General features: G+C 61.0%; 23 protein-coding genes. 9 read left to right on the plus strand and 14 right to left on the minus strand.

Annotated features, from left to right (window positions below; translation table 11 throughout):
• Positions 1–172 precede the first annotated feature (172 nt).
• Positions 173–706, minus strand: coding sequence for a hypothetical protein (locus tag BLR71_RS05365; protein ID WP_092523866.1), 534 nt, complete (start codon positions 704–706; stop codon positions 173–175).
• Between the two features lie 284 nt (positions 707–990).
• Between BLR71_RS05365 and BLR71_RS05370 the strand changes: the two genes are divergently transcribed.
• The 6 genes from BLR71_RS05370 (at position 991) to BLR71_RS05395 (ending at position 4,195) form a co-directional block, all read left to right on the plus strand.
• Positions 991–1,659, plus strand: coding sequence for a Bax inhibitor-1/YccA family protein (locus BLR71_RS05370; RefSeq protein ID WP_092523868.1), 669 nt, complete (start codon positions 991–993; stop codon positions 1,657–1,659).
• Positions 1,660–1,883: 224 nt separating this feature from the next.
• A complete protein-coding gene (tusD, locus tag BLR71_RS05375) occupies positions 1,884–2,276 on the plus strand; it encodes a sulfurtransferase complex subunit TusD (protein ID WP_092523870.1) in 393 nt (130 codons plus the stop codon).
• 69 nt (positions 2,277–2,345) lie between these two features.
• Positions 2,346–2,777, plus strand: coding sequence for a sulfurtransferase complex subunit TusC (tusC, locus tag BLR71_RS05380; RefSeq protein ID WP_092523872.1), 432 nt, complete (start codon positions 2,346–2,348; stop codon positions 2,775–2,777).
• Between the two features lie 119 nt (positions 2,778–2,896).
• Positions 2,897–3,187 carry a sulfurtransferase complex subunit TusB gene (gene tusB / locus BLR71_RS05385; RefSeq protein WP_092523874.1) on the plus strand — a complete coding sequence of 97 codons (291 nt, stop codon included), beginning with the start codon at positions 2,897–2,899 and terminating at the stop codon, positions 3,185–3,187.
• Positions 3,187–3,540 (plus strand): TusE/DsrC/DsvC family sulfur relay protein, encoded by a 354-nt coding sequence (locus BLR71_RS05390; RefSeq protein ID WP_092523876.1) that lies wholly within the window; start codon positions 3,187–3,189, stop codon positions 3,538–3,540. The genes tusB and BLR71_RS05390 overlap by 1 nt, the downstream gene beginning before the upstream one ends.
• A 76-nt stretch (positions 3,541–3,616) precedes the next feature.
• Positions 3,617–4,195, plus strand: a complete 579-nt coding sequence (locus BLR71_RS05395; protein ID WP_092523878.1) for an acyl carrier protein phosphodiesterase — start codon at positions 3,617–3,619, stop codon at positions 4,193–4,195.
• Here the strand turns inward: BLR71_RS05395 and BLR71_RS05400 are convergent.
• The 11 genes from BLR71_RS05400 to BLR71_RS05450 form a co-directional block, all read right to left on the minus strand.
• Entirely contained in the window at positions 4,182–5,399 is a 1,218-nt protein-coding gene (locus tag BLR71_RS05400) for a molybdopterin molybdotransferase MoeA (protein WP_092523880.1), read from the minus strand. The two genes, BLR71_RS05395 and BLR71_RS05400, sit on opposite strands and share 14 nt — an antisense overlap.
• Before the next feature lie 74 nt (positions 5,400–5,473).
• Positions 5,474–6,004, minus strand: coding sequence for a molybdenum cofactor biosynthesis protein B (moaB, locus tag BLR71_RS05405; RefSeq protein WP_092523882.1), 531 nt, complete (start codon positions 6,002–6,004; stop codon positions 5,474–5,476).
• Complete coding sequence (locus tag BLR71_RS05410) at positions 6,001–6,318, minus strand: DUF1244 domain-containing protein (protein ID WP_092523884.1); 318 nt, start codon at positions 6,316–6,318, stop codon at positions 6,001–6,003. The genes moaB and BLR71_RS05410 overlap by 4 nt, the downstream gene beginning before the upstream one ends.
• Before the next feature lie 119 nt (positions 6,319–6,437).
• Positions 6,438–7,490, minus strand: coding sequence for a formate dehydrogenase subunit gamma (locus BLR71_RS05415; RefSeq protein WP_092523886.1), 1,053 nt, complete (start codon positions 7,488–7,490; stop codon positions 6,438–6,440).
• 9 nt (positions 7,491–7,499) lie between these two features.
• Positions 7,500–8,126, minus strand: a complete 627-nt coding sequence (gene fdh3B / locus BLR71_RS05420) for a formate dehydrogenase FDH3 subunit beta (RefSeq protein ID WP_092523888.1) — start codon at positions 8,124–8,126, stop codon at positions 7,500–7,502.
• A gap of 62 nt (positions 8,127–8,188) precedes the next feature.
• Entirely contained in the window at positions 8,189–11,047 is a 2,859-nt protein-coding gene (locus BLR71_RS05425) for a formate dehydrogenase subunit alpha (RefSeq protein WP_092523890.1), read from the minus strand.
• 35 nt (positions 11,048–11,082) lie between these two features.
• Positions 11,083–11,283: a twin-arginine translocation pathway signal gene (locus BLR71_RS05430; RefSeq protein ID WP_092523892.1), complete on the minus strand. Its 201-nt coding sequence runs from the start codon at positions 11,281–11,283 to the stop codon at positions 11,083–11,085.
• Between the two features lie 61 nt (positions 11,284–11,344).
• Positions 11,345–12,061, minus strand: coding sequence for a TorD/DmsD family molecular chaperone (locus BLR71_RS05435; protein WP_092523894.1), 717 nt, complete (start codon positions 12,059–12,061; stop codon positions 11,345–11,347).
• Positions 12,062–12,187: 126 nt separating this feature from the next.
• A complete protein-coding gene (locus BLR71_RS05440; protein WP_092523896.1) occupies positions 12,188–13,993 on the minus strand; it encodes a 4Fe-4S binding protein in 1,806 nt (601 codons plus the stop codon).
• Positions 13,994–14,131: 138 nt separating this feature from the next.
• Positions 14,132–14,815 (minus strand): DUF3306 domain-containing protein, encoded by a 684-nt coding sequence (locus BLR71_RS05445; RefSeq protein ID WP_092523898.1) that lies wholly within the window; start codon positions 14,813–14,815, stop codon positions 14,132–14,134.
• Complete coding sequence (locus BLR71_RS05450; RefSeq protein WP_092523900.1) at positions 14,812–15,273, minus strand: DUF3305 domain-containing protein; 462 nt, start codon at positions 15,271–15,273, stop codon at positions 14,812–14,814. The genes BLR71_RS05445 and BLR71_RS05450 overlap by 4 nt, the downstream gene beginning before the upstream one ends.
• 234 nt (positions 15,274–15,507) lie before the next feature.
• On the opposite strand from BLR71_RS05450, the gene BLR71_RS05455 reads away from it, so the two are divergent.
• Positions 15,508–16,362 (plus strand): formate dehydrogenase accessory sulfurtransferase FdhD, encoded by an 855-nt coding sequence (locus BLR71_RS05455; RefSeq protein ID WP_092523902.1) that lies wholly within the window; start codon positions 15,508–15,510, stop codon positions 16,360–16,362.
• A 78-nt stretch (positions 16,363–16,440) separates the two neighbouring features.
• On the opposite strand, the gene BLR71_RS05460 is transcribed toward BLR71_RS05455, so the two are convergent.
• Positions 16,441–17,073: a helix-turn-helix domain-containing protein gene (locus BLR71_RS05460; protein ID WP_092523904.1), complete on the minus strand. Its 633-nt coding sequence runs from the start codon at positions 17,071–17,073 to the stop codon at positions 16,441–16,443.
• Positions 17,074–17,261: 188 nt separating this feature from the next.
• A complete protein-coding gene (locus BLR71_RS05465) occupies positions 17,262–18,197 on the minus strand; it encodes a histone deacetylase family protein (RefSeq protein ID WP_092523906.1) in 936 nt (311 codons plus the stop codon).
• Between the two features lie 106 nt (positions 18,198–18,303).
• Between BLR71_RS05465 and BLR71_RS05470 the strand changes: the two genes are divergently transcribed.
• Both BLR71_RS05470 and BLR71_RS05475 read left to right on the plus strand, forming a co-directional pair.
• Complete coding sequence (locus BLR71_RS05470) at positions 18,304–21,069, plus strand: bifunctional acetate--CoA ligase family protein/GNAT family N-acetyltransferase (RefSeq protein ID WP_092523908.1); 2,766 nt, start codon at positions 18,304–18,306, stop codon at positions 21,067–21,069.
• Between the two features lie 228 nt (positions 21,070–21,297).
• On the plus strand, positions 21,298–22,500 hold the full coding sequence (locus BLR71_RS05475) for a quaternary amine ABC transporter ATP-binding protein (RefSeq protein WP_092523910.1): 1,203 nt from the start codon (positions 21,298–21,300) through the stop codon (positions 22,498–22,500).
• Position 22,501: the final 1 nt, after the last annotated feature.

Genomic DNA, 22,501 nt, shown 5'->3' on the forward strand with positions numbered 1-22,501 from the left:
GATGCTCATCGAGCACTAGCCGACACCACGCCAAACATCTTGGTAGAACGTAACGCGCGGCAAATGCCGCGCGTTTTGTCATGTGCACTGGAGGGGCATGCTTACCGGATGCGCTGAATGGCGTCTGGGTTGGCGTGCGCTAAGCCGAGAAGGGGGCAAATCGAGTCCAAGGCTACCTTTCTAGCGTGACTGAAACCGTCTGCCCAGGCCGCACGCTGACCTGGTGGATGATCGGGCGCCCGTTCAGGGCGCTGACCCGGCCGGCGACGTAGTATTCGCCTGCCGGCAGGCCATTGGCCACGAAGTTGCCGTCGCCATCGGTGCGCGCATAGTGGGTGTATTCCCGGGCTCGCGGATCGGCGGGGGCGATGGCGCGTCCAGACAGCGCGACCTCGGCGGCTTCTGCCGAATAGGTGGTAACCGGTGCGATGGAAACCGTTTCGCCGGCCCCAGGGACCAGATTGCCACGAGCGTCGCGCTGATAGAGCCGGCCGCGAATGCTGGCATTGCCGGTTTTTTCCAGGGCGGCATATTCGCGTTCGGGAAAGCTGACCTGTCGGGGCACGCGGCCATCCGTTTTAGATTCGTCCGGCGCGGGGAGTTCTTCGATGCTGGGTTCGCCGCTTGGGGGCGTCGGCCACTGCGGGGCGATCTGGCAGCCCGTCAGCACCAGGGCGAGCAGTATCACCAAGCTCCATCGCATCATATCCCTTCCTCCTGAACGTTTGAGGGGGCAGTATATCCACGGCCGTACCCCGTCACGAGGTGTCGTCGAATGGCGTCAGTGGCGGGTGGTCAGGACGTATGCCTCTATGCGGGAGGTGTTCGGGCGTCAAAGTCGCTTGAAAAATAAGCGCTTGGCGACTAACAGGTGGCTCATAAGTGGCGTTGAATCCTTACTCGCCAATCAACCTTAAGTTCTTGCGTCGTGAACTCTGAGGCGGCATCCTTAGTCAAAGGTATGATCATCAACAAAGGGAGCATCGAAAGATGGCCTATCAAGACACGCATGTAACACAACGCCAGGAAAGTGCTGTAAGCGCCAACAAGGTGCTGCGTAACACCTACGCGCTGTTGGCCATGACGCTGCTGTTCTCTGCACTGACCGCTGGCGCCGCCGTTGCCATGGGCGTCCAACAGATGAACATCTTGGTCTTCTTCATCGGCGCCTACGGGCTGATGTTCCTGGTGCACAAGACCGCAAATTCTGCCATGGGCCTGCTGGCAACCTTCGCCTTCACAGGGTTCATGGGCTTTACCTTGGGGCCGATTCTTAGCGCCTATCTCACGCTGCCCAATGGTGGCTCGCTGATCATGACAGCGCTTGCCATGACCGGCGCGACCTTCATCGGCCTGTCCGCAGTCGCGCTGATCACCAAGAAGGATTTTGGCTTCCTGGCCAACTTCCTGACCGCCGGTGCGATCGTGTTGATTCTGGCCATGGTGGCGGGCATCTTCTTCCAGATCCCGGCGCTGTCGCTTGCCGTGTCTGCAGGCTTCGTACTGTTCTCCTCGGCCGCTATCCTGTTCCAGACCAGTGAGATCGTGCATCGCGGTGGCGAGACCAACTACATCCTCGCCACCATCACCCTGTACGTGTCTATCTACAATCTGTTCATCAGCCTGCTGTCGATTCTCGGTATCATGAGCAACGACTGATCCCGGCAGGTGATGCGATCTTGGCCCCGCCGAATCGGCGGGGCCAAGTCGTTTCTGGAGGCGTCGTTTTAGCTGAGTGGTTTCCGGCCAAGCCTTTCTGGCATGGTGGGTACCGGAGCATGTTGTTCTGGGAAGGGCATTCTTGAGCGACTGCACGGCAAAACTGACCCTTTAGAGCCTCTTATACTTCGGCCTTTTCAAGCGCCATTTGCTGCGAGGAAACCATGCGTTACGCATTGCTGGTTCAGGGAGCCCCCTACAGTTCGCAGGCATCCCATTCGGCCCTGCGCTTTGCCCAGGCAGTGGTCGCGCGTGGCCACCGCCTGGATACGGTGTTCTTCTATCACGACGGTGTCTACAATGCGGCTCGCCTAGCGGCGCCGCCACAGGATGAGCCGCATCTTGGGGATGCCTGGCGTGCGCTGCATAACGAGCACGGTACCGAACTGCTGGTATGCATCGCAGCCGCTCTTCGCCGTGGGCTGCTCGACGAGCGTGAAGCGTCACGACACGGCAAGCCCGGGCATAGCGTTGAGCCTCCCTTCGAGTTGACCGGTCTCGGCCAGTTGGTGGAAGCGGGCCTTAGCCATGATCGCTTGATCACCTTTTCACCGTGAATATGGCCGAGCGATGAACGAGTCTGAGATAACGGCTGACGGGACCGAGGCCGCGGTGAAGGGGGTATCATGAACGAGACAGAGAGCGCGATAGACAAGGGTGAAGTTGAAGGCAAGGTTGAAGGCAAGGTTGAAGGCATCGCCAAGGGCGACCTGCTGGTCATCCTGCGTCACTCGCCGCATGGCTCAAGCTGGCTCCGGGAGGGCCTCGATGCGGCCTTGGTGGCGGCCGCTTTCGGGCAGCAGGTGTCGCTGCTGTTTGCGGGGGATGGCGTGCTGGCGCTGATGCCCCATCAGCAGGCTGGAGCGCTTGGCCAGAAGGGGACTCACGGCGTGATCGACATGCTGGCCATGTACGATATTGAAACACTGTTGGTCGATGCGCATGCGCTGACAAGCCGGGGCTTGAGTGCCGAGGACCTGATGCTGCCGGTATCAGTGGTGGAGGGCGATGCCTTGCCCAAGCTGCTCGACCGTCACCCGCTGGTGCTGAATTTCTGAGCACCTGCCATGCCGGCACGGCGATATGCCTACTGATTGACCAATGGTTTGAACAATCCTCTGTCCTCACGGTGACGCAACTACCGTCACTGGGTAGCGCAACAAGGAGCGCCTTTCGCATGATCCTGCACCTTCTCAACCGCTCGCCGGCGACCGGCGGAACCGTCGATGACGCTCTGGCGGCGATGGGGCCCGATGATCGGCTGCTGCTCATCGAAGATGGCGTATTGGGCGCTTTGCCTGCCCAGGTGGCGCGCTTCACTGGCCTGACGGGGCGGTTATTTGCCTTGCGAGAAGACCTTGCCGCACGAGGTCTGCTCGAGCGTTGCGAGGAGCAGGCGAACATCGTCGACGTCGATGGCTTCGTGACGCTGACAGAAGAAGCCGACAAGACAGTGAGTTGGTCCTGATGGCCTCTAGTGAAATATACCGTTATCTCTCTGTGCAGGACAAAGACATAGCGCTGGATCCTGAAGGATTCCTGGTGGACATGGCGGACTGGTCGCCGGCGGTGGCAGAGGCCTTGGCGGCAGAGGAGGAGCGCACTCTCACTGCTGAGCACTGGGAGGTCATCGAGGTGCTGCGGAATTTCTATGCGCGCTATGAGATGGCGCCGGCCATGCGCCCTTTGGTCAAGGCCGTTGGCTTGGCGCTGGGCGCCGAAAAGGGCAAGTCGCTGCATCTGATGCGCTTGTTTCCGGATAGCCCGGCCAAGGTCGGGGCAAGGCTGGCTGGGCTGCCCAAGCCAGCCAACTGCTTGTGATAGCTTCCGAGACAGGTCGCCGTCGGATGGGTGGCAAAGGAAGTGAGGCATGCATGGGCGCTGAGGGTGCAGTGACATGAATTTTCTCGCCCATGCCTGGCTTTCCCACCACGGTAGCGATGACTTCCTGTATGGCAATCTGATCGCCGATGGCGTCAAGGGAAGTGACCTGAGCGCCTGGCCGGCGTCGGTGGCTGACGGCATTCGCCATCATCGGCGCACCGATACCCTGGTTGACGGCCATCCCCGCACGCGAGCCGCCCGGGGCAGGGCACCCGAGGGGCGTAGCCGATACGCGGGTATCGCGCTTGACCTTGTCTGGGACCACTTCCTGTCGCGCCTGCTGGCCAACGACCCTACCCAGCAGGCGCTGATTCAGCGCTGCTATCGGCTGCTGAAGGTCCAGCAGGCCCCTGAACGCCTGGCGTCGATGGTGCCGGCACTGGTCGAGCAGGACTGGCTGACTCGCTATGCAGACTTCGACTTCACCTGTCGCGCCATCGCCGGGATCGGCCAGCGTTTGAGCGGTCCCAATCGCTTGGCCGAATTGCGCCCCTGGCTGGAAGCCGACTATGTGCAATTGGAGGCCGACTTCCGTTCACTTTGGCCTGACATGGAAAGCGCGTTGCAGGCGCCTGGCATCAGGCTTCCGTGAGCCACAAACACTCGACGATATCGCCCGGCACCACGCTTGAATGGGCGGGTATCACGGCTAGCGCATTGGCCGTCACGCAGGAAGACAGCACTGCCGAATTCTGATCGGCGAAGGCGCTGGCAATGATTCCCTCTGGCAGGAAGCGCAGGTCAACGCGCATGTAATGTCGGCGCGCCTTGGTGTCGGTGGTGAAGTCGGCTTTTACCCTGAGCTTGGGTAGCTCCAATAAGGCGGGACAGCCCAGCAGGGCGCCGAGCAGCGGGCGCAGGTAGATCCAGGCGCCGACGTAGCTCGATACCGGGTTGCCTGGTAGCCCGACCAGCCGGGCCTCACCGCTGGCATTCGGCAGTCGCCCTAGCGCCAATGGCTTGCCGGGCCGCATGGCCAGCCGCCACAGATCGAGCTGTCCTAACTTCTCAAGGGCCGCTTTGACGTGGTCCTCCTCTCCGACGCTGACGCCGCCGGTGGTGATTACCACATCGGCCTGCTCGGCGGCTTCGCTTAGCAGTTGGCAGGTGGTATCGAAATCATCGGCGACACGCTTCGCCATCACCACCTCGCCGCCAAAGCGTTCGATCAGCCGTCTCAGCATGGGGCGATTGGAGTTGTAGATCTGCCCCGGAGCCAGGGCCTCGCCCGGATCGATGATCTCGTCGCCGGTCGATAGAAGGGCGATTCTCGGCCGGCGGCGCACCTTGACCTGGGTAATGCCTTGACCTGCCAACTGGCCAAGGGCTGCGGCTTCGAGGCGCGTGCCCGCGGCCAGTAGCCTCTCGCCGGTGCTTACATCGCGCCCGCGACGGCGAACGTTATCGCCAGCCGGAATGCCATCGGGCATTTTGGCCCGGTCGCCGTCACGTTCGACGCGCTCCTGCATCACCACGCAGTCTGCACCCGGTGGCAGCTCGCTGCCGGTAAAAATGCGCGCACATGTACCCGCTTCCAGCGGAGCAGCCTGAGAGCCCGCGGCAATCCGTTGGCTGACCTTCAACCACCTGCCAGCGTCGGCGGCGCGCAGCGCGTAGCCATCCATGGCGCTATTGTCGAAGGCGGGCACGTCCAGGCGCGCGGCAACGTCATCCGCAAGCACGCGCCCGGCGGCTTCTGCGCAGGCCAGTGGTTGACTGGCCACTGGCACGACGCCCTCGAGCAGTGCGGCCAGCGCGTCTTCGACGCTCTGTAGCTGGCTTGTCGGGTCAGCCATGGGTGCCGCGCCCCGGAATTACGAGATTGGCCTGGGGTGATAAATAGCTACAGGGTTTATGTCGAATATGTGTTTTAACCATGGGTGCCGCGCTCCGGAATGACGAGGTTGGCGTAATTGCAGGGTTTATGACTGCCATCCAACTGCTCCTTGAGAATGCCGTCCCAGGCGGTGCGACAGGCGCCAGTGGAGCCGGGCAGGCAGAACACGACGGTGGCATTGGCAAGCCCACCGAGACAGCGGCTCTGGATGGTCGAGCTGCCGATTTCGTGCCAGGACAGGTGGCGAAATAGTTCTCCGAACCCTTCGATACGCTTATCCAGCAGGACGTCGACCGCTTCCGGCGTCGAGTCGCGGCCGGTGAAGCCCGTGCCACCGGTGGTCAACACCACCTGAACGTCGGGGGCGGCAATCCAGGCCGCGACCTGGGCGCGGATCACGTAAACGTCGTCTGGCAGAATGCGCTTTTCGACCAACTGATGGCCGGCTGACGTCAGGCGTTCGACCAGTGCCTGACCGCTGCGGTCAGTATCGTCGGTACGGGTATCGGAAACGGTTAGTACCACGATGCGCAGGGGTTCGAAGCCGGGGCGCTGCTCGCTCATGCGTTATCCTTCTTGTTCTGGTTGCGGGCTTCCAGGGCGGCTAGCTGTTCGGGTGTTGCCGGTGCCTGGTAGTGCGCTTTCCATTCGCTGTAGGGCATGCCGTAGACATACTCACGGGCCGCTTCGTAATCGACGTCGGCACCCTGTTCGCTGGCGGCGGTGACCAGCCATTTGGATAGGCAGTTACGGCAGAAGTCGGCCAGAATCATCAGGTCGATGTTCTGTACGTCCTTGTTGTCATCGAGGTGCTTGAGCAGGCGGCGAAAGGCGGCCGCTTCGACTTCGGTGCGGGTCGCGTCGTCGAGATCTTGCATGGTCAAACTCCTGTTTGGGAGCGCCGCTGGGCGCTAGATCGGTGATGTCTCAAGCATAACAAAAGACACCGCCGGTGGGCGGTGTCTGTTGGATAGTGAAAAGGTCGTTGCCGGCCTGTCTAACCAGGGGTGCCGGGTGGATGAGTGGCTTGGCCCTTGTGATGACCTTCAGTCGATGGGTCGGGGGTAACGGCTTGATCCTTGACCTCTTCGTACCAGAGGTTGTGATGCTCCTTCGCCCAGGTTTCGTCGACGTAGCCGGTGGTCATGCCTTCCAGGGCGCCTTCGGTGCCGATGGTACCGATATAGATGTGGCCCAGAGAGACCGCCGTCAGCGCCAGGGCGCCCAGGGAGTGGATGACATTGGCCCACTGCATGGTGTCACGGCTTTGACCATAGTTCGGGAAGTCCATGACCAGGCCGCTGGCTATCACCAGGACGCCTGCAGTCGCCAGCAGCCAGAACCAGGCTTTTTCGCCGCCGTTGGCGAAGTGGGCATCGACGTGCTCCTTGCCGATCAGGCCGCCACCCTTCTTGAACCACTCCCAATCCGTTTTGTCGGGAATGTTCTTTTTCAGGAACTTGGCCAGGATGACGATCAGCAGGAAACCGAATATCGGTCCCAAGTAGTTATGCAACAGCTTGGTTCCCGACATCATGGCGGCCCAGACGGCGTCGCCAAGCAGCGGGTTGAACACGAACTTGCCATACAGCAGGTTGAGTCCGGTCAACGCCAGGACGACGAACAGGGTCGCCACCGTCCAGTGCAGGGCGCGCTCCAGGGTAGACCAGCGCAACAGCTTGCGACCGCTACGCGGTTCCTGAAGGTCCTTGCGACCGACGATCAGGTAGAACATCAGGATCAGGGCTGCCATGCCGCCGACCGCGATCAGACCGAAGGGCGAGACCCAGCGGTTGCGAATCTGCCGCCAGGTCTCACCGCTCGGGTTGACCAGGTTGTAGGTGGAGTCGTGGCGCGTGTCGATGAAGTTCTCGCCGCTCTTCACCTGTCGCCAGATTTCGGCATCGACCGGTGGCACGGCGGTGGCCAGTTCGCCCTCTGTACCGGCGCTTTGAGCCAGCGCCTGGCCGGCAAGCAACAGGCTTGTCACTAGCAGCAGAAGCAGGGTCAGCCGCCGGCCAAGGGCCAGGCATGCGTTATGGGTGAGCATAGGGCCTCCTTACTCCTGACGGGTCGCATCAAAGGCGAGGTTATCCATCGAGGTTTGCGGGCCGACTCGCTGGGTCGATGACCAAGCACCATCTTTGTGTCCGCGCTGAACCACCCGCTTCCGGAAGATGTCCGCTACGGTCTGGGCATCACCGGCGATCAGTGCCTTGGTGGAGCACATCTCGGCACATAGCGGCAGTTTGCCCTCGTCGATGCGGTTGGCACCGTATTTCTCGTACTCCTCTTCTTTGGAATCGGCCGGGCCGCCGGCGCAGAAGGTGCACTTGTCCATCTTGCCGCGCTCGCCGAAGGCTTCGGTGCCCGGAAACTGCGGCGCGCCGAAGGGGCAGGCGTATAGGCAGTAGCCGCAGCCGATGCACATATCCTTGTCGTGTAGCACGATGCCATCGTCGCGCTTGAATAGGGTCTCGGTAGGGCAGACCGCAATGCAGGGCGCATCGTCGCAGTGCATGCAGGCCACCGAGATCGAGACTTCGGTGGGCTCGCCGTCGTTCAGCGTCACCACCCGCCGGCGCTGAATACCCCATTCCACTTCGTTGGCGTTCTTGCAGGCGGTTACGCAGCCGTTGCATTCGATGCAGCGTTCTGCGTCACACATGAATTTCATCGTCGCCATGGTTGTCTCCTCACCCCCGGGTCCGGTCAGGCCCGGGGGGATGTCTTATAGGTATTCTGGACTCAGCTGGCCCGCTCGATGCGGCACAGGGTGCACTTGGTTTCCTGCATCTGCGTCACGCTGTCGTAGCCGTAGGTGGTGGCGGTATTGGCGGCCTCGCCCAGCACATAGGGCGACGCGCCTTCCGGATAGCGATCGTGCAGGTTCTCGCCCTGGAACACGCCGCCAAAGTGGAAGGGCATGAACACCACCTCGCGAGAGACGCGTGGAGTGACCATGGCCATGACCTTGACGCGCCCGCCCTCGGCACCCTCGACCCAGACCATTTCGCCGTCTGCGACGCCGAGATCATTGGCCAATGATGGATTGATCTCGATGAACATTTCCTGCTGCAACTCGGCCAGCCAGGCCATCGAGCGTGTCTCTTCGCCACCGCCTTCGTATTCCACCAAGCGGCCCGAGGTCAGAATGATCGGGTAGCGGCTAGTGACATCTTTCTCTTGGATGCTCTTGTAGAGCGTCGGCAGCCGGTAGTGGGAGGCGACGTCGTCCCAGGTCGGGTAGTCGTTCACCAGGTCGCGACGGCTGGTGTAGAGCGGTTCGCGATGCTTGGGAATGGGGTCAGGGAAGGTCCAGACGTTGCAGCGTGCCTTGGCATTGCCAAAGGGCGCGCACTCATGGGCGATGGCCACCCGCTGGATGCCACCGGATAGGTCGGTTTTCCAGTTGCGGCCCTCGGCGGCTTTCTGCTCCTCAGGCGTCAGGTCATCCCACCAGCCCAGGTCCTTGAGCATATCGGCGGTGAACTCCGGATAGCCATCATCGAGATCGGAGCCCTGGCTGAAGGAGTTGTCGGCCAGCAGCGAGACGCCGTCGCGCTCGATGCCGAAACGCGCACGGAAGGTCAAGCCGCCCTGCGAGACCGGTTTCGAGGTGTCATAGAGAATCGGCGTACCGGGATGGCCCATCTCGGGCGTTCCCCAGCATGGCCAAGGTAGGCCGTAGTAGTCGCCGTCGGCGGGGCCGCCCTCGGCCTTGAGATCGCTAAAGCTGAAGGTATGCCAGTTCTGCTGATGCTGCTTGAGGCGTTCCGGGCTCTGGCCGGTGTAACCCACCGTCCACATACCGCGGTTGAACTCGCGGGTAATGTCTTCGATCAGCGGTTCGGTGCCGTTGACCTGGATGTTCTTGAACAGCTCGTCGGCGAAGCCAAGCTTGCGAGCCAGCAGGTACATGATTTCGTGGTCAGGCTTGGATTCGAAGCTCGGCTCGATCACTCGGTCGCGCCACTGAATGGAGCGATTGGTCGCGGTCACGCTGCCGTAGGTCTCGAACTGCGTGCTGGCCGGCAGCAGGTAGACACCGTCAGTGCGCCCGTTCATGACGGCCGCTACGGTCGGATAAGGGTCGACGATGACCATCATCTCGAGCTGTTGCATGGCCTTTTGCATTTCTGGGCCGCGCGTCTGTGAGTTGACCGCGTGGCCCCAGTAGAACATTGCCTTGAGCTTGGCACGCTGGGAGATCTGGTCTTCCTTTTCGAGCACGCCGTCGATCCAGCGAGAGACGGTGATGCCGCTCGAATACATCGGCTTGCCGTCGGTGTAGTCGGACTGATCGAAGCGGCTCTTGAGCCACTCGTAGTCCAGGCCCCAGACATCGGCCCAATGCTGCCAGGCACCTTCGGCGAGGCCGTAATAGCCCGGCAGCGAGTGCGACATCAGACCCAGGTCGGTGGCGCCCTGAACGTTGTCGTGGCCACGGAAGATGTTGGCGCCGCCACCGGACTTGCCAATGTTGCCAAGCGCCAGTTCGAGGATGCAGTAGGCGCGCGTATTGTTGTTGCCGGTAGTGTGCTGGGTGCCACCCATGCACCAGACTACGCAGCCGGGGCGATTTTCGGCGATGGTCTTGGCGGTGTCGTACATGGCCGCTTCGGGAACGCCGGTGATGTTCTCGACGACCTCAGGCGGATAGGCCGCGACTTCGGCGCGGACCTCTTCCATGGCATAGACGCGCTGGTTGATGTATTCGCGGTCTTCCCAGCCGTTCTCGAAGATGTGCCACAAAAGGCCCCAGATGAAGGCGACATCGGAACCGGGGCGCAGGCGCACGTACTTGTTGGCCTTGGCGGCGGTGCGCGTGAAGCGCGGATCGACGACGATGATCTGTGCCTTGCTGCGCTCCTTGGCCAGCAGGATATGCTGCATGGCGACCGGGTGTGCTTCGCTAGGGTTAGAGCCGATGAACAGGATCGACTTGCTGTTCTGTAGATCGTTGAGCGAGTTGGTCATCGCTCCGTAGCCCCAGGTATTGGCAACCCCGGCAACGGTGGTGGAGTGACAGATACGCGCCTGGTGGTCGGTGTTGTTGGTGCCGGCCAGGGCCGCAAACTTGCGCATCAAGTAAGCTTGTTCGTTATTGAATTTGGCCGAACCCAGCCAATAGATGCTGTCTGGGCTGTAAGCCTCTTGGAGCTCGAGGACCTTGTTGCCGATTTCTTCGATGGCATCGTCCCAGGAGAGTCGTTGCCATTCACCGCCCACCAGCTTCATCGGATACTTGAGTCGACGAGTGGAGTGGCCGTGCTCACGCAGCGAGGCGCCTTTGGCGCAGTGGGCGCCGCGGTTGATGGGGTGGTCGAAGGCCGGTTCTTGATGGGTCCAGATGCCTTCCTGAACCTCGGCATAGACGCCACAGCCCACCGAGCAGTGCGAGCAGATGGTGCGTTTGGTTTCCGTCGGGGAATCCAGGTACGGCGTCTTGTCGGCGGCATCCGCCGAGCGGACCATCGAATGGCCCATGAGACCCGCGCTGGCGATGCCACCGGTAGCGAGGGCGCTGCGCTGCATGAATTGCCGGCGGGAAATGCCCAGACCATTGCTGGCCTTGGCGGTGTTGGAGGTACGCGTCAATCGCATGGTATCGATCCTCTTGGCCGAAAGGGCGGTCCGGGTTAGTCGCGCAAGGTGGCGTAGTAACGGCGGATGTGGTCCGTCTCTCGATAGCCGCGAGGCGCGTCAGGAGCAGTCGACGCTGTGGTCTTCGCTTGAACCAGCGGGGCTTGTCCGATTGCGAAAAAGGCGCCCGCCGCCGCGGTGCCCGTGCCGACCGTTTTCAGGAAGAGGCGACGCTGTGGGTTGTGATGTTGTGCCATGGTTCACTCCTCTGCGATCCGGATCTTTACGCCCGGCATCGTTATAAGCAGTTCTGCTTGTTTAGTTATCGTTCATATCAGGCGCAGGTTTAGTGGAATATGCATCCGGGGTCATGATGTGCACCGGTTGGCGGGCCGCCTCGTCTGCCTGATGACGATGCTCCTCGCTCATGAAGGCGCTGCCTAGTGCGCCCAGGTTGGCGTAAAACGGAGTGTCCACCGCTGCCAAGTCATCGAAGCAGCGCGATGCCCAGGGGGCGAGGTGTGCCATGAAGAAGGGAGCGGCTTCATCTTGTTGGTCGTCGTCCAGCAGCATGGCCATGGTCTCGCATACGGCGGCAAGATGGTCCTCGGGGTCGTGGCATTCTTCGGCACGGCGGATGCCAAGGCGGCGCAAATCTTGGCGTAGTGTCAGCAGCGCTTCATCCATCAGGTTGCCTTGCCGGTACCAGGAAGCGTAGGGCGTGATCTCTCCCTGGACGACGCCCACTAGGTGGCGGAAGTGGGCCGACGAGAGCTTCTTGACGAGCGCATCCTGAGGCATGTCATGTGCGCTCGCAGACTGGATCAGCGCCGTCCAGCATTTAGCCAGCTTGCTGCCATCCTCGGCGGCGTCGAGCGCTGAAAGCCAGGTCAAAAGCTCCGCCGAAGGCGGTTCGCGCAGCAGTCTCGCCAATAGCCGATAGATGTCGGCGCGTAGGGCGTCTGTCTCTTCTTCAATGATGTCATGCGAGCCCTCCCGTGCAGCCGGCTGGGTCTTCGCTGAGCTATCGGTCATGTCGTTACCTTGTTATCAAAAACGGCGCTATCAAAACCGTCGCATCGAAGCCGTCGTAGAGAGCGTTACTGAGACTGTCATCTTCCCGAAGGGTGTCGGGTCGCGCTTCAACTAGATGTTCAATTGTTAGATGTTCAATTGTGATTCTGGGTCATTGGCCAGGCCCTGCCAGACATCTCTGACTCGACAGTCCTCGCACATTTCCAGGCGAGCCATGGCGTCACCGGCAAAGTAGGGGTGATCGGCGAGCTTGGACTTGATGGCGGCGATAGCGCTGGCACTGGCGAAGGGCTTGCCGCAACGAATGCAGGGGAAAGCGTCTTCCTGCTTGCGTACCTGTCGCACTTCGCGTTCGGGTGCTGCCAGGAAGCCCGGCATCAGGCGAATGGCATCTTCCGGGCAGATCTCTTCGCAGAGGCCGCACTGCACGCAGTCCGCTTCACGAAAACTCAGCTCGGGGGAGGTGCGCCCGCCGGCGAGAGCCGGTGTCGGGCATACCGCGACACAGCCCAGGCAAAGCGTGCAGGCATCCTTGTCGATGGCCACGTCACCAAAGGGCGCGCCCTGGGGCATGGCATGACGCTCTCCGCTGGGCTGACCTGCTGCGGCGAGGCGGGCCAGCGTGGCGTTGAGACGCTCGCGCTTGCTGTGCTCTCTGTCCCCGGCCTTTGCTGACGCCTGTGCGGGGGCATCTTGGCCGGGTGCGTCAGTGCGTTCGGGTAGGGAAAGCGCCGCCAAGGCGGGCAGGGCGTCGCGGCTCTCGCTGTCCTCAGGTGCTATCAGGCACAAGCGGCGGCTGTCATGGCCGAGCGCCTCGAGCATGGTGACGGCTTGACGATACTGGTCGTCGATCAGGGTTTTCAGGCTTGACGGCAGGCTGTCGGTCAGCTGAATGCGCACCTCGTCGGCGCCTGCGGCGAGGGCTGCCAGCCAGTGATCCTGTCCCGCTGCGCCGAGTTCCTCAAGGGGCACATCCAGCACATGGCCGGCCGGGGTGGGCGATTCAGTTGCTAGCAAGCTGGACTCGGCGAAGCGCACCACCGGCGCTTGCCCCCCCGCCAGGCGATACGCGTTCAGCAGACGTTCCACGTAGGCCTGCTGGTCAACGGAGGGGGGCAGCCGATACTGGATGGCCCCGGTCGGGCAGGCGCTGGTGCAGCTCCCGGCGCCATGACAGCGCATCGGATCGATTTCGATCCAGGACTCGATGCGTCCCGACTGGCGTGACAGGGCGTCTGCAGGACAGACCTCCAGGCAACGGGTGCAGCCGGTCTTGCCGCTGCTATCGTGAGCACAGATGTCATGATCGATGTGGAAATAACGCGGCTTGGAGAATTCGCCGACCTGCTCGAGCAGGTCATCGATGGCCTGCCGGCACTCTGCTGTGCCCCAGAGCGCAGCGCTGTACCCCGGTGGCGGCAGTTCTAGCGTCAGCGTAGGGGGCGTGCCCAGGTCGAGCACCAGGTCGAAATGCGCGCGCCCCAGGCTCGCCTTGGCAAGATCGATCTCTCCGTCTTCATGGGGCAGGCTCAGGGTGAACTTGCCCAGATAGCCGGCGAGGTGCCACCGTCGGGCCTGGTGCACCGACAGGAAAGCGGTGTCCTCCAGCAGGGTCGCTATATCGGCGCTATCTGAGCCTGCTTCCCCGAGGCTGTCTGCCGTGGCATGCGTGTCTTCGAGCGTTGCGGTGCTGGCCTCGGGAGAATTGGCGGTTACCAGCAGCGTGATCGAGGCGAGGCCACGATCCTTCAATTCACGGGCCGCACGGCGTCCTGTCAGTTCGTCGGCAATGATCAGTAAGTGACCATCGCTTGAGTAGGTGACGCTCTCAGGCGTGAGATTGGCGGGCCAGGAGATACGGGAGTACGCGGTATCTCGCGCAGCCAGGTTCTGATCAGCATCCAGCGGGGTCAGGTCGATGCACTGATTCATGTAGCCTCAACGGTCAGGTGCAGTTTTTTTTAATTTTCGTCGCTTAACTCACTCGGCGCCAATCCTCATTGGTCTTAGCTTAGCGCTAATATAACTATCGAGCAGATAGTATTCTTCTATTCATTTAGGTTCGGTCTTTTAGGTTCGGCCTTTCTCTGGAAACGGCGGCTTTGCCTCATTCGTTCCATTTTCCTGGCGGCCTTTGGCCTGGGCATCTTCATGCGTGCCTTGTCCGTCGTGGCCGGGAATAGGTTCGCTCGCCACACTATCGGCCGTTTTGGCTTGATGGTTGGGTGGTGAAGTGTCGTCGTCGCGTTGCGCTTCTGCAGTTTCGGCAGGCTGGTTAATGTTGCGCTCTGCTTGCTCTGGCTCGCGCTGGGTGTCTTCCACCTGATCAGCGGGTTGACGCGTCCATTCCCGTAGGCGGTCGGCGACTTCCTGGGAGAGATTCTTGAGCTGACGATAATCCTCGTCGTAGTCGTTGAGCCCGTCCCGGTGATGATAGTGGTCCGCCGCAAACATGCGTTTCATGGCGCGACGGCGCACCTCGCGGCTGACGCCATGGGCGAGGTAGGCCGTGAGGTCGCTGCCAGGGGGCAGGCTTTCCGGGTCGGGCAACTCCTCGACGGTTTCTGAGGGGGGCGTTGCCTCGCTGTCCGCCATCGGTCCACGGTCAATCAGGCTGTCATCTTGCTTTTCGCCAGAATTCTCCTCAGGAGTTACGGTGCCTCGCTCGTTCGGCGTTAGGGCGCTTTGCGGTGTCTGCTCCTCGGTTGGCTGGATGCCACGCTTGCGCAGTGACCAGCGGGAAAAAACCGTCATGTCTGGTTCTCCTGGGCGCGCCCCGCGCCCTTGCGCTTTTTCTTGCGGCCTTCGTCAGGGGCTTCGCCATGGTGAGCGAGATAGGCCTCCAGCCACAGCTGGATGGCGGTCGGCATGGCGACCTCGAGCACCTGCTGCTCGCCATCCATCCAGCCGGCGGCCACTTCCTGGCTGGCCGTCAAGGCCGTGGGGTCTGGGGCTTGTCCGGAGAATCCGGCGCGTATGAAGAGTCGCGGGCTAGGCGAGTTCAAGTTGAACCGGTAGGCCGCACGCTCGGTCATGTAGAGTTGCAGCGCCAGCACCTGTGGGCCGATATCGCCCGGCGCAAGGTCGTGGATATGCCACTGGGTCGCGGTAAAGCCTTTGATGCGCTTTTGTTCGGGAACCAAGCTGAAGCTTAGGTATTTGCGACTGAGATACTTGCGACTGGTCGAGTCGGTGGTTTCAGAGGAGTTCATGGCGTAGCGACTCACTTCAGGACGTCTTTATGACAAATGACATGTGGGATAGGACGAAGGCACCACACTCGTGAAGGCCTTCCTTATCCCGAGCCGCCAAAGGCGGCGGTGAATAAAGACAGTAGGCGCCACGAATGCAATGATGGTCAATATGGTGCCGTTAACGTTGGGCTGAAAGTCATTTGCGCTGGGCTACACGATGGGCTCGCCGCGCTAGTCGCCAAGGAGCGATGCATGTGTTCGTTACGTCTTAGTCACGCCCGCCTGCCGGCGACGCTGGAAATCGACATTCACGACGAGTTTGGTGACGTGCGCCGCCAGGCCATCTCTGCCGAGCGAGCGCTGACCGTCTATCTGAACAAACGCGAAATCGTCACCCTAATGACGCTGGGCGCCGACCCGGAAGCGCTGGTGGTGGGGTATCTTCGCAACCAGGGGTTAGTACCGTCGCGCGGCGACCTGGAAGCGGTTCATGTGGACTGGGACGTCGAGGCTGCGGCGGTCGTCAGTCGCCGCGCACCTGACGACCTGGAGGAACGCCTGGGCCAGCGCACCGTGACGACTGGCTGCGGCCAAGGCACGGTTTTCGGCCGCCTGCTCGATGCCGTCGGTCTCGAGCCCGTGCCTAGCACAACCCTTGCTCAGTCCACGCTTTATGCATTGCTCGAGAATCTTGGCGCTTACAACGAAACCTACAAGAGTGCCGGTGCGGTACATGGCTGTGCGCTTTGCCGCCAGGACCAAGTGCTGGATTTCGTCGAAGACGTCGGGCGTCATAACGCCGTCGATACCTTGGCGGGTCGGCAATGGCTCGAGGAGGGCGGTGACGCCATGTCCGCCGACATCTTCTATACCACCGGGCGGCTGACCTCTGAGATGGTACTGAAGGTAGCGCAGATGCGGATTGGCATCTTGGTGTCGCGCTCAGGCGTGACCCAGAAGGGGGTTGAGCTCGCCGAGCGCTTTGGTGTGATGTTGATCGCGCGTGCTAAAGGTCGGCATTTCCAGGCCGTCCACTCGCAGCAACGTCTGATCTACGATGCGATTCCGCCGCGTCGTGCGGGGGATCGTAAGGCATCGAAGATATAGGCCATGATCGACCTGATGCGATGGCCTTCCGGAGGCCCGTACCTGACGAGTGTAGGAGGGCGTCTCACGCCTAGTGGCTCAGTTGGGTTGGCCGCGGGTGCATACCGACAGAACAACGGCGTCATCGTCACTGATGGACACCAGGGCGTGCCCCATGTCGCTGTCGAAATAGATGCTGTCACCGCGCTCCAGGCGTAGGGGCTCGTAGAACTCGGTGTAGAGCAGAATAGCCCCTTCCAGCACGATCAGGAATTCCTCGCCATCATGGCGTACCCATTCGGTGAACTCGCTGAAGGCCCGGGCCCGAACGATGGTCTTGAAGGGAATCATGTGCTTCTGCGCCAGCTGCCAGGACAGTAGCTCATGCTCGTAGGTGGGGGTCGGGTGCTGCTGGCCTTCGCCTGCCCGGGTCAGGTCGCGCCGGCCCAGGGTGCGACTCTGGGGCTTGGGCTGCTTTAGCAGTTGGGGCAGGTCGATATCCAGGCCGTTGATCAGTTTCTGCACGGCGGTGAAGGTCGGCGAGATATGATCGTTTTCAATCTTGGACAGGGTCGAGCGTGCCAGGCCGGTGCGCTTGCTGACGTCTTCCAGTGTCCAATGGTTGGACAGCCGGATTTCCTTGAGGCGCTCCCCGAGCTGCAGCGGCTCGACGAAGGCCTTGCGGCCAGAGGCAATCTGCAGGGCGGCAGTTTGATCGTTATTTGGGCTCATCGGCTTTTCACTATCGGAAACTTAGTTTCCGTCAGGCTAACACAACAGCTCTCGATCAGGCGGCGGTTTTTGCGCCTCATCATTGCCTCTAGGCGACCATTCGGTGCCTAGCGATACCAGGCACCTTCTGCATACAGGGGAGGATATTTCCTAGGGGGAGGAAACATGGCCTGACACTGGCGCGCCGATCACTGCTTGAAGGGTAGGCCCAGCAGAGCACTGACGTGTGCTTCGGCGCAGAGGCCGAGTGCCTCCATGTCATAGCCGCCCTCAAGAACGGATACCAAGCGGTTATCGGCATAGAGGGCGGCGATCTCCATGGCCAGATGCGTTACCCAATGGTAGTCGGCGGCCTCGAGGCAGAGGTCGGCCATGGGGTCGCTGCGGTGCGCATCAAAACCCGCGGATACCAGCACGATGTCCGGCTTGAAGGCATGCAGGGCGGGGAGCCAATCGTCTTCCACGGCGCGCCTGAAAGCCGGGCCATCGGTGCCTGACGGCAGCGGTGTATCGATGATGTTGTGCCACTGACTGCGCAGATAGCGCCATGGATAGAAAGGGTACTGAAAGCTCGAGCAGACCAGTACGTTAGGGTGGTTCTTGAAGATGTCCACGGTGCCGTTGCACTGATGTACGTCGAAATCGAGGATAGCGACACGCTCCGCCCCATAGCGGGCGATGGCATGGGCCGCACCCACCGCAATGTTGTTGATAAAGCAGAAGCCCATCGCATCGGTGGCTTCTGCGTGGTGCCCAGGTGGCCGCACGGCACAGAAGACATTGTCGGCCTGGCCGCGGTATACCTGGTCCACGCCTCTCACCACGGCGCCGGCAGCCACTCGGGCGGCATCCATGCTGGCGGGGTTCATCAGGGTATCGCCGTCGAGCAGGATGATGCCTTCTTCCGGCACGCAGCGATCGAGCGATGATAGATGGCGTTGAGGGTGAACGCGCGCCAGCTGTTCAGCGGTCGCGGGTTTGGCTTCCGACTGCATGGTCTGCTGCAGTACACCGCTCAGGGCAAGCCGGGCGCGGATGGCATCTAGGCGCAGCGGGCTCTCGGGATGATCGGGCCCCATAAAATGATCGTGGCATAGGGGGTGGGTGATATATGAGGTGATCATCGACGGCTCCACGGTTATTGATGCGACCTTAATCGCCTTGCTTCCTTGCATGACAGTGTCAATAAGTCGTACACATGGAGACTACACCCACGCGGGAGGGCAGGTCTTGGGTACGCGATTTCTTCGTCATTTCTTCGAGCCGCAGAGTCTGGTGATCATTGGCGCCTCGGAAAAACCCTATTCGATGGGCGGCCTGGTGATTCAGAACCTCCAGGAGAGTGGCTTTCCCGGCAAGCTATGGTCAGTCAATACCAAGGGATACGAGACGGTTCACGGCGTCTCTTGTTTCCGACATGTTGCCGATCTGCCGGAGGTGCCCGAGTTGGCGGTGATCTGCGCGCCGGTGGCTACGGTGCCTGACCTGATAGCCGAGTTGGGTACCGCCGGTGTCCGCGCGGCGATGGTGCTATCCGGTGGCTCCTTTCTGGATGACCGCAGTCACGATGGTGGCTCGATTCGCGAACAGATGCTGCGTGCCGCCAGGCCTTCAGGCATCCGGGTGCTGGGGCCGGAGTGCATGGGCATCCTGGTGCCGGGGCGGCGGCTCAATGCCTCTTATTCCGGCCAACCGGTCAAGGCCGGACGTGTGGCTTATCTTGGCCAGTCGGGAATGCTCGGTAATGCCATCATCGACTGGGCGGCTGGGCGTGGCATAGGCCTCTCGCACCTGGTGACCCTGGGCGATAGTGTCGACGTGCTGTTGCCGGATCTGCTCGACTACATCAATCAACATACGGCAGCCCAGTCCATCCTGCTGCATCTGGAACGCACCCAGGATGCACAGCACCTAATGACGGCCCTGCGCGAGGCGTCCCGGCATCGGCTGGTGCTGGCGATCAAGAGTGGGCGCACGCCGGCTTCGTCGCTTTCGAAGGTGCCCCCAACCCCCGGGATCGCCAATCGTGATGTGATCTTCGATGCGGCACTGGCGCGGTCAGGCGTGGTGCGCGTGGATAATTCCGACGAGCTCTTCGATGCCCTGGAGACGCTTTCGCGTATGCGGCCATTGCGGGGGGATCGGCTGGCGATCGTTTCCAATGGGTTGGGGCCGGCGATGCTGGCCATCGACCGTCTAATCAGCAAAGGCGGGCGTCTGGCCGATTTCAGCGATACCACCCGTGAGGCGCTGGCAAGAGACGATGTGGATATGACGCTGCCGGGTCGCAACCCCGTGGATCTTGGCGGGGGGGCCACCCCGGATCAGATCGTCGCGGCATTGGAGATCGTGGCCGCTGATCCTTTCGTGGATGCGGTATTGCTGGTGCATGCGCCCACCCGTCTGGCCCCTTCGAAGGTCACGGCAGAGGCGGTCGTCGCCAACCGGCGCCGCTTCAAGCGCAACCTGCTGACCAGTTGGATGGGGCTTGAACAGGCGCTGTCGGCGCGACACGAGAGCAATCTTGCCGGTATTCCCACCTACATGTCCCCGGAGAAGGCCGTCGGTGCCTTCATGCACATGGTCAACTACCGGCGCGTGCAGGCCTTGCTTCAGGAAACGCCGCCTTCACTTCCCTTTGCGACCAGCGCGGCCATTCGCCGGCAATGTCACGAACTCATTGATCAGGCCCTCGAGCAAGAGCGCCAATGCCTGACACATGCAGAGACGGCTCAGGTGCTGGCTGCCTATGGTATTGAGACGCCGAAGAGTCGTTATATCGCGACACCTGAAGAGGGTAGCGTTGTCGCCCAAGAGCTGCTTGAGGCCGAGCATGACTCTGGGGACACCCTGGCGCTGAAAATCGTGCACGATAACAATATCGTGCCGTATCGCTATCGGAGCCATCCGCACAAGCTTTCGGCGGGCCTGCTTCAGGATCTGGTGAGCCCCGAGCAGGTCAGCAGCGGCATGCAGCGGCTCGAGCAAAAGGTTCACGAGAAGTTTCCCGACTCGCGTATCCATGAATACTGCCTGCAGCCGATGCAGCGCGGTAAGCACTCCCTTCAGCTGTGCGCGGGCATCACCCGAGATCCTGAATTCGGGCCCTTGGTGGTCTTTGGCGTCGGCGGTTACAAGGTCAATGTGCTGGCCGATCGTCACGTGGCTTTTCCGCCGCTGAATATGACGCTGGCCGCCGACCTGGTGAGCCGTACCCACGCCGCCAAGCTGATCGATGAGCACTCCCGTCAACCGCAACAAGATGTCGAGATGATCTGTGAGCTATTGGTCAAGCTATCCCAGATGGCGTCTGACCTGCCGCGGCTGAGAGGCATCGAAATCAATCCGCTGCTGCTCAATCGTGATGGCCTGCTTGCCGTGGATTTTGCGTTGGATCTAGGGACACCCGCCCGGCATGCCATCATGCCCTATCCTGAAGAACTTCGAGAGCGGGTCGAGTTGGATGGCATGGACGTGGAGGTGCGGCCGATCCGGGCTGAAGACGCTCCCTTGATCACCGGTTTTCACAGGCATCTTTCCGAGGAGAGCATCCGGTTTCGCTATTTCCATCATAAGGCGGACCTGACCAAGCGAGACTTGGCAACCCTTGCCGATATCAATTACGACCGTCAGATGGCGTTCATTGCGGTGCGGCTGGATGCAGAAGGGCAGTCGGAAATGCTGGGAGTGGTGCGAGTGTGGAATGATCCGGACAATATCCGCACGGAGTTTTCGGTGATCATTCGCGATGACCTGCATGGCCATGGATTAGGGCGATTGCTGATGACCAAGATGATTCGCTATTGCCAGGGACTGGGTACCCTCGAGATGTTTGGCAAGATCATGATCGATAATCAGCCCATGCGGTCGCTGATGAAACAACTGGGCTTTCGCCTGCGCTTCAATATGGAAGAGCAGGTGGTCGATGCGCTCCTCAGGCTGAATGAGCCCGAATCCGACTGGCAGCGCCATCGTCTGGCCTCGTCACCGGACTGAATGCCGTTGAAGACGGTCCCAACCCAGTCTTTTCGATAGTCAAGCGGGGCGAGGTAGCACTACATGAGCGTTGATTGATCATCAGCTGTTCTGATTTGAGGGGTTATTCATAAGTATGTATGATCCAGCGAGTTCAATCACGACAGTCATGTACCGTGCATAGTCGGAAAGGGGCGCTAGCGTGGCCTTCCAGGGCTTGCCGGCATGACATAACAACAGGCAGAGCCGATGAGCGAAAAACGACCCGTCAAGATACAGGTGCGCGGCCTCAGTAAGGTCTTTGGCAATCAGCCGAAGAAGGCCCTAGAGCTGCGTGACCAGGGGCAAAAACGCCCGGAAATTCTGGAGCAGACTGGCCAGACACTGGGCTTGTCCAACATCGATTTCGATGTCTACGAGGGTGAGCTCCTGGTGATCATGGGGCTTTCCGGTTCGGGCAAGTCGACGCTTATTCGCTGTCTCAATCGTCTGATCGATACCACCGAAGGCGATATCATCATTGATGGGGAGAATATTCCGACGCTCAGCACCAAAGAGCTGCTGGAGTGTCGTCGGCGTCACTTCTCCATGGTTTTTCAGAACTTCGCCTTGTTTCCGCATCGCACGGTGCAGCAGAACACCGAATACGGGCTTGAAATCCGTGGTGTCGACAAGGCTGAGCGCACGGAAACCGCGCGCAACTCGCTGAAGCAGGTAGGCTTGGACGGTTGGGAAGATGCCATGCCTAGCCAACTCTCCGGCGGCATGCAGCAACGTGTTGGCCTAGCGCGCGCACTGGCCAATGATTCAAGCGTTTTGTTGATGGATGAGGCGTTTTCCGCGCTCGACCCGCTGATCCGCAAGGATATGCAGCAGGAGTTGCTCGAGCTTCAGCATCGCATGAAGAAGACCACTGTCTTCATTACCCACGACCTCGATGAGGCCCTCAACATCGGTGATCGCATCATCCTGCTCAAGGATGGTGAGATCGTGCAGATCGGTACGCCTGAAGAAATTCTGACGTCGCCTGCCGATGAATATGTCGAGCGCTTCATCGAGGGCGTGGATATGTCGCGCATCCTTACCGCTCGCCATGCGATGCGTCCGGTACGTGCAACGGCCCGAGAAGATGACGGTCCACGCACCGCCCTGCGCAAGATGAGTGAGAACGGCCTGGATTCCATTTACGTCACCAGTCGTGATCGTAAGCTCATCGGTCTTATCGATGCCGATAGCGCTGACAAGGCCGTCAAGGAGGGTCAGCAGAGCATCGACAGCCTGATTCACCAGGACTTCCGGAGCGTTTCCCCAGACGAGCCGCTGCATAATCTCTTTGCCATGTTCAGTGACAAGGGCTTCCCCATCGCGGTGGTTGATGAGGAGCGTCGCCTTCTCGGCGTGGTGGTCAAGGGCGCGGTACTGGCCGAACTGGCAGAAGCAGGAGACAACTGAG

Origin of the sequence: Onishia taeanensis (assembly GCF_900100755.1) — a bacterium.
In the GTDB taxonomy this organism is placed as follows: domain Bacteria; phylum Pseudomonadota; class Gammaproteobacteria; order Pseudomonadales; family Halomonadaceae; genus Onishia; species Onishia taeanensis.

Excerpts from the sequence above, each read along its gene's own strand:
- BLR71_RS05365 (WP_092523866.1), bottom strand. The coding sequence starts at position 706 with ATGATGCGATGGAGCTTGGTGATACTGCTCGCCCTGGTGCTGACGGGC.
- BLR71_RS05370 (WP_092523868.1), top strand. The coding sequence starts at position 991 with ATGGCCTATCAAGACACGCATGTAACACAACGCCAGGAAAGTGCTGTA.
- tusD (WP_092523870.1), top strand. The coding sequence starts at position 1,884 with ATGCGTTACGCATTGCTGGTTCAGGGAGCCCCCTACAGTTCGCAGGCA.
- tusC (WP_092523872.1), top strand. The coding sequence starts at position 2,346 with ATGAACGAGACAGAGAGCGCGATAGACAAGGGTGAAGTTGAAGGCAAG.
- tusB (WP_092523874.1), top strand. The coding sequence starts at position 2,897 with ATGATCCTGCACCTTCTCAACCGCTCGCCGGCGACCGGCGGAACCGTC.
- BLR71_RS05390 (WP_092523876.1), top strand. The coding sequence starts at position 3,187 with ATGGCCTCTAGTGAAATATACCGTTATCTCTCTGTGCAGGACAAAGAC.
- BLR71_RS05395 (WP_092523878.1), top strand. The coding sequence starts at position 3,617 with ATGAATTTTCTCGCCCATGCCTGGCTTTCCCACCACGGTAGCGATGAC.
- BLR71_RS05400 (WP_092523880.1), bottom strand. The coding sequence starts at position 5,399 with ATGGCTGACCCGACAAGCCAGCTACAGAGCGTCGAAGACGCGCTGGCC.
- moaB (WP_092523882.1), bottom strand. The coding sequence starts at position 6,004 with ATGAGCGAGCAGCGCCCCGGCTTCGAACCCCTGCGCATCGTGGTACTA.
- BLR71_RS05410 (WP_092523884.1), bottom strand. The coding sequence starts at position 6,318 with ATGCAAGATCTCGACGACGCGACCCGCACCGAAGTCGAAGCGGCCGCC.
- BLR71_RS05415 (WP_092523886.1), bottom strand. The coding sequence starts at position 7,490 with ATGCTCACCCATAACGCATGCCTGGCCCTTGGCCGGCGGCTGACCCTG.
- fdh3B (WP_092523888.1), bottom strand. The coding sequence starts at position 8,126 with ATGGCGACGATGAAATTCATGTGTGACGCAGAACGCTGCATCGAATGC.
- BLR71_RS05425 (WP_092523890.1), bottom strand. The coding sequence starts at position 11,047 with ATGCGATTGACGCGTACCTCCAACACCGCCAAGGCCAGCAATGGTCTG.
- BLR71_RS05430 (WP_092523892.1), bottom strand. The coding sequence starts at position 11,283 with ATGGCACAACATCACAACCCACAGCGTCGCCTCTTCCTGAAAACGGTC.
- BLR71_RS05435 (WP_092523894.1), bottom strand. The coding sequence starts at position 12,061 with ATGACCGATAGCTCAGCGAAGACCCAGCCGGCTGCACGGGAGGGCTCG.
- BLR71_RS05440 (WP_092523896.1), bottom strand. The coding sequence starts at position 13,993 with ATGAATCAGTGCATCGACCTGACCCCGCTGGATGCTGATCAGAACCTG.
- BLR71_RS05445 (WP_092523898.1), bottom strand. The coding sequence starts at position 14,815 with ATGACGGTTTTTTCCCGCTGGTCACTGCGCAAGCGTGGCATCCAGCCA.
- BLR71_RS05450 (WP_092523900.1), bottom strand. The coding sequence starts at position 15,273 with ATGAACTCCTCTGAAACCACCGACTCGACCAGTCGCAAGTATCTCAGT.
- BLR71_RS05455 (WP_092523902.1), top strand. The coding sequence starts at position 15,508 with ATGTGTTCGTTACGTCTTAGTCACGCCCGCCTGCCGGCGACGCTGGAA.
- BLR71_RS05460 (WP_092523904.1), bottom strand. The coding sequence starts at position 17,073 with ATGAGCCCAAATAACGATCAAACTGCCGCCCTGCAGATTGCCTCTGGC.
- BLR71_RS05465 (WP_092523906.1), bottom strand. The coding sequence starts at position 18,197 with ATGATCACCTCATATATCACCCACCCCCTATGCCACGATCATTTTATG.
- BLR71_RS05475 (WP_092523910.1), top strand. The coding sequence starts at position 21,298 with ATGAGCGAAAAACGACCCGTCAAGATACAGGTGCGCGGCCTCAGTAAG.